Annotated in this window: 5 protein-coding genes; all 5 read right to left on the bottom strand. The window is 74.6% G+C overall.

The window, feature by feature from the left end; all coding sequences use genetic code 11:
* Positions 1-7: 7 nt before the first annotated feature.
* Positions 8-1,411, bottom strand: a complete 1,404-nt coding sequence (locus G5C65_RS29945; RefSeq protein WP_241266160.1) for an ADP-ribosylglycohydrolase family protein — start codon at positions 1,409-1,411, stop codon at positions 8-10.
* Positions 1,408-2,568, bottom strand: coding sequence for an ADP-ribosylglycohydrolase family protein (locus G5C65_RS29950; RefSeq protein WP_165302185.1), 1,161 nt, complete (start codon positions 2,566-2,568; stop codon positions 1,408-1,410). Before G5C65_RS29950 ends, G5C65_RS29945 begins: the two co-directional genes overlap by 4 nt.
* Before the next feature lie 38 nt (positions 2,569-2,606).
* On the bottom strand, positions 2,607-3,929 hold the full coding sequence (locus G5C65_RS29955; protein WP_165302186.1) for an ABC transporter substrate-binding protein: 1,323 nt from the start codon (positions 3,927-3,929) through the stop codon (positions 2,607-2,609).
* A complete protein-coding gene (locus G5C65_RS29960) occupies positions 3,929-4,756 on the bottom strand; it encodes a carbohydrate ABC transporter permease (protein WP_165302187.1) in 828 nt (275 codons plus the stop codon). The genes G5C65_RS29955 and G5C65_RS29960 overlap by 1 nt, the downstream gene beginning before the upstream one ends.
* The coding region (locus G5C65_RS29965; RefSeq protein ID WP_241266161.1) for a carbohydrate ABC transporter permease at positions 4,753-5,658 on the bottom strand (906 nt) is incomplete at its 5' end. The genes G5C65_RS29965 and G5C65_RS29960, both read right to left, overlap by 4 nt.

A 5,658-nucleotide genomic window follows, 5' to 3' on the forward strand; every position in this document is an offset into this window, starting at 1 on the left:
ACGGCGACTACGGTGGCGGGGCGTGGTCCGCCGGGGGGAGCGGATGGAGGCGGGCGAGCCGGTCCGCCGCCTCCACCAGGTCGGTCCCGGCGAACTGCGGCAGCGAGCAGCCCGACAGCGTCCGGCACGCCTCCCGCCAGGCGTCCGGCAGTGCGCGGGCGCCGCCGAGCGCGCCGGTCAGCGCCCCCGCGAGCGCGGGGGCCGAGTCGGCGACCCGGGACATACAGGCCGCGGACGGCACGGCTTCGCTCAGCACCCCCGCCGATGCCGTGGCGCAGGCGAGCGCCACCGGCACCGTCTCGGCAGCGGCGATGCCGTAGCTGTAGACGTGGTCGACGATCTCGTGCTCCAGGACGGGCACCAGCGCGAACGCGTTGCCGGGCTGCCCCGGCCGGTCGGCCGCCGCGGTACGGGCCAGCTGGACGGCGCGCAGCGCGTTGCGCCGGATCTCGGTGCCGTCCGGCAGCTGGTCGAGCGCCGCGCCCACCGCCCGCTCCGGCCCCTGACCGGCCAGCGCCGCGGCGACGGCCGCCGCCATCGCGCGGGCGCCGTGCACCCCGTCGCCGTCCTGGGTGTAGCGGGCGTCGAACTCCGCGAGGTCGGCCGCGTCCTGCGGGGCCCCCGGGTGCACCACGGCGAGCACGCAGGCGCGTACGCAGGCCGCGTCGTCGAAGTAGTGCGGGTTGTCGTGCCCGGTGGCCGGCGGGCGGAGCCCGGCGGCGAGGTTGCCCAGGCCCGCGCGTACGGAGATCCGGGCGCGCAGCGGGATCCGCGCCGACTCGATCTCCTCGGCGCGCTCGGCCGCCGCGGCGACCTCGTCGGCCAGCGCGTTCCAGGAGAGCGTGAGCGCGGCGCGCACCCGCTGGTCGGGGGTGAGGTCGCTGCGCCGGGTGCCGTCGGCGGACAGCACGGCGTACGCGGTGAACGCGGCCCACTCCGCGTCGTCCGAGGGGCCCAGGCGCAGCGGCTCGGGCGGCTGGTTGAGCGCGATGGGCACCGGCAGGGTGGTGGTGGCGTTCTGCTCGGCGAAGGTGTCGAGCTCCCGGGTGAGGCGGCGCGTCCAGTCCGGGAGCCGGGCCGCGCGGTGCCGCCCGGCGGGCCACCCGGCCGCGTCGCCCGCGGCGAGCCCGAGCAGCAGCCCCTCGATCCGGCGCGGTCCGGGACCGGGGTCGGGCGCGGATGCGGAGGGGCACGCGGTACTGGCACCGGTACGGGTACTGGCTGCGGCACCGGCTGCGCTTTCGGCGCCCGGACCCGGTCCGGGCGCGGTGTCGGATGCGGGTCGGGGGCCCGGACCGGGGTGTCGGCCGGGTACGGGCCCGGGGTCGGGGCCTGGCCCGTCGGACGCCGGGTGCGCGGCGCCGGGACGCCGGACCTGCGGGACCGTACGCGCCGCGGTGGCCCCGCTCATGAGGCGTCCACGGTGCTCACGGGTCCCACGGCGTGCGCCGGGGCCGGCAGCGGTCCGGTCCCCGCACCCGGACCCGCGCCCGGATCCGGTCCCGCACCCGGATCCGGTCCGGGTCCCGGACCCGCGCCGGGCCCGCGCCCGGCGCCGCCCCGGCCCGGGGCGCCGGGCGCCAACCGGTCGGCGACGTCCCGCACATGGAGCCCCGCCATGGAGGGCAGACAGGTGCCGCGCGCCGGGCGGATGGCGCGCGCCCACGCGCCGGGAACCGCCCCCTCGCCGCGCAGCGCGCCGGCCAGCGCGCCCGCGACGGCGGCGGTGGTGTCGGCGTCGCGGCCCATGTTGACGGCGGTCAGCACGGAGCCGGTGAACGCGCCGCCCGCCGCGGTGAACGCGCCGAACGCCAGCCCGACGGCCTCCGGCGCCAGGTCCGTCCACGGGTAGCCGCCGATGACGACCGAGGAGCGGACCGCGCGCTCCACGCCGAGCTGGGTGGCGTCGCCCCGGTGCCGGGCGCGGCGCGCCGCGGAGACCGCGCGCTGCAGGGAGCGGGACGTCCAGGAGTTCTCCGGGATGACGGAGAGCGCCGCCTGTACGACGGCGTCCGGGCTCTCGCTCACCATGCCGGCGGCCACCCCGGCGGCGACGGCCTGCCCGCCGTAGATGCCCTCGCCGTCGTGGCTGACGGTGCCGTCGATGGCGACGAGCCGGGCCGCCTCGGCGGGGCGGCCCGCGGCGAACACGCCGAACGGGGCGGCCCGCATCGCGAGTCCGTCGCTCCAGGCGTGCCGGTGCTGCGCCGAGATGGGCGCGGCGAGGCCGCGCCGCAGGTTCTCCAGCGTGCCCCGCTCGCTGAACCCGGCGCCCTTGAAGGCGCCCTCGTCGCGGTCGGCGATGTCGCGGTGCCAGGCTCGTTCCACGTCCTCGACGGTGAGCGCGGCGCCGTGTTCGGCGAGCAGCAGCGCGGAGAAGAGCGCGTACTCGGTGTCGTCCGTCCCGGCGGGGTCGTCCTGGACGAATCCCTCGATACGGCCCCAGCGCTCGCGGATCTGGGAGGGTTTCATGTTCTCGGCGGGCGCGCCCAGCGCGTCGCCCACGGCGAGCCCCAGCAGCGCGCCCCGGGCGCGGGAGCGCCATGTGCCGGTGTCGGGGCTGGTCATTGACGTGATGGTGGCTGCCTCCTCGGTACGTCTGCGCTTCACCGCTGGTATCGGTCGAGGATCAGCTGGCCGTCCCGCGTCAGCGAGCGGGAGAGCCCCGAGCTCGACACATCGTTCTGGTAGAACCGCTGGAACGCGGGCGTCGCCACCTTGTCCGACCACTCCGCGTACCCGCGCACCCCCAGCGCCGGGGACTTCCGCAGCGTCCTCGCCATCGCGACCCCCACCCGCCATCCGTCCTTCTCCCTGTTGATCGCGGGATCCTTCAGCGCCGTCCGTCCGGTCGGCAGGATCCAGTCGCCCTTCGCCAGCTCGGCCATGTGCGCGGGCTCGGTCATATACGCGATGAAGCGGGCCGCGGCCCGCTGGTGCGGGCTGTCCCGGGACACCGACAGCGTCTGCGGGACGACGCCCTGGACGTACTGCCCCTGGCCGGCGCCGCGCGGCATGGGCAGCACGGTCCACTCGAAGCCGTCCGGGGCCTGCTGCTGCACCTGCTGCCGGAACGAGAAGTTGAGCGGGACCATCGCGTATCTGCCGGCGAACAGGCCGGGCAGGGTGTCGGATCCGCCCATGCCCAGGCCGCTGCGCGGCGCGGTGCGGTCCTGGTTCACCTGCCGCCGTATCAGCTCGCTGACCGCCGAGTCGCGGCCCTCGAAGCGCAGCCGGTTCTTGACGCCGTCGTCCGTGCGCTCCTTGGTGAAGATCCGGCCGCCGGTGGACAGGGACAGGTTCACGGACTGCTTCACCGGCTCCTTCATCGCCCATACGACGCCGTACCGCTTGCCGCCCCGTACGGTCATCCGCCGCGCGGCCCGCTCGAACTCGTCCCAGGTCCAGGGGTGCTGGGCGGTCGGGACGCGGACGCCCGAGCGCGCCAGCAGCCTGCTGTTGGCGATGAGCACCCTCGGCTCCTGGAGGAACGGCACGCCGTAGACGCGCCCGCCGTTCATCGTCACGCTGTCCCAGGTGCGCGCGGGGATGTCGGACCGCAGCCGCTCCGGCAGCAGGCCGCGCAGGTCGGCGAGGTAGCCGCCGTAGGCGAAGTCCGTCAGGTCGCTGGCGTCGTCGTGGATGACGTCGGGCGCCTCGCCGCCCTCGAAGGAGGTCAGCAGCTGGTCGTGCACGGTGTCCCAGGAGCCCTGCACATAGCGGACCTTGACCGAGCGGTGGGTCTTGTTCCAGCGGGCCACCAGCGCCTTGTTGGCGGCGATGGACTCCTTCTGCCAGGCGAGGCTGTAGTAGTCGAGGGTGACGGTGCCGTCGCCGTCCCCCGTGCCGCCGCCACCGCAGGAGGCGAGCAGTACGGCGGCGAGCAGCGCTGCGGCGCCCCGCGCCCGTACCCGTACCCGTGCCCGCATCAGCCCTTCACCGCCCCGGCCAGCATCCCGCCCGCCAGCCGCCGCTGGAGCAGCGCGAAGAACAGCAGGCTGGGCAGTGTCGCGAGGACGGACGCCGCCGCCAGCGGACCGAGGTCCGCCGCTCCCTCGGCGCCCAGGAAGCGGGTGAGGATCACGGACATCGTCTGCTTCTCCGGGGTCTTGAGGAGCACCAGGGCGAAGAAGAACTCGTTCCAGGCGGTGACGAAGGAGAACATCACCGTCGCCACCAGCCCCGGCGCGAGCAGCGGCAGCACCACGCTGCGCAGGGTGCGGAGCCGGCCGGCCCCGTCCACGGCCGCCGCCTCCTCCAGCGACCGCGGCACGGCGCGCACATACCCCTGGAGCATCCACAGGGAGAACGGCAGGTTCCACACGACGTAGACCACGACCAGCCCGGCCCGGGAGTCCACCAGGTGGGCGTTCTTCAGCAGCAGGAACAGCGGGATGATCACCAGGACGAACGGGAACATCTGGCTGACCAGGATCCAGCCGGTGGCCGCCTTGCCGACCCGGGAGCGGTAGCGCACCAGCGCGTACGCGGCCGGGACGGCGATGGTCACCGCGATCAGGGTGGCGCTGCCCGCGACGATCAGACTGTTGAGCGCCGAGCGGGCGAGCGGCTGCGTCGCGAACGCCTCGCGGAAGTTGTCCAGGGACGGGTGCCGGGGGAGCCAGGTGGGGTCGATGCTCCCCAGCTCCTGCGGGGACTTCAGCGACGTGGACAGCAGCCACACCAGCGGGAAGGCGAGGAAGACCAGGTAGCACAGCAGGGCGAGGTACTGTCCCGCGCGGCCCAGGGGCTTCATGCGGTGTCCCCTTCCGTGAGGCGTCTGCGCAGGAACACGGCCAGGAAGACGGCGATCACGGCGACCATCACCAGGCCCATCGCGGCGGCGTAGCCGTACTGGCCGTACTTGAACGCCTCCTCGTACGCGAACAGCATCGGCAGCCGCGTCGAGCCGCCGGGCCCGCCGTTGGTGAGGACGAAGACCAGGCCGAACGCGTTGAAGTTCCAGATGAAGTTGAGCGCGGTGATGGCGACGGCGACCGGCTTCAGCGCCGGCCAGGTCACCGAGGCGAAGCGGCGCCAGCGGCCCGCGCCGTCGAGCTGCGCGGCCTCGGTCAGCTCGCGCGGTACGTTCTGCAGCCCCGCCAGGAGCACGACCGTGGTCTGCGGCATGCCCGCCCAGACACCGACCGCGATGACGGCGGGGAGGGCGAGGGAGAGGTTCGTCAGCCAGGCGGCGTTCTCGCCGATCAGGTGGAGGTCGCGGAGCGTCTTGTTGAGGATGCCCGCGTCCTGGTGGTAGACGAGCCGCCACATGATGCCGACCACGACCTCGGGCATCGCCCAGGGGACGAGCGCCAGGGTGCGCGCCAGCCAGCGGAACCGGAGGTTCTGGTTGAGCAGCAGCGCCAGCCCGAGGGCGAGCAGGAACTGGAGCGCGGTGACGCAGACGGCCCAGACCAGCCCGATCCGGAAGGACTCCCAGAAGAGGCTGTCGTGGCGCAGCGTACGGAAGTTGTCGAGGCCGACGAAGTCGGTGTCGACGGTGCGGCCCATCTGCGCGTCGGTGAACGCGAGCGAGACCGCGTACAGCAGCGGTCCCACGCTGAGCACCAGGATCGGCAGCAGCGCGGGCAGCAGCAGGAACCAGCCGCCGCGATCGAGGCCCAGCAGCCGCTTGCGGGCGGCGGGGGTGCGGGG

The sequence above is a fragment of the Streptomyces boncukensis genome (genome assembly GCF_011045075.1).
GTDB classification, from domain to species: Bacteria; Actinomycetota; Actinomycetes; order Streptomycetales; family Streptomycetaceae; genus Streptomyces; species Streptomyces boncukensis.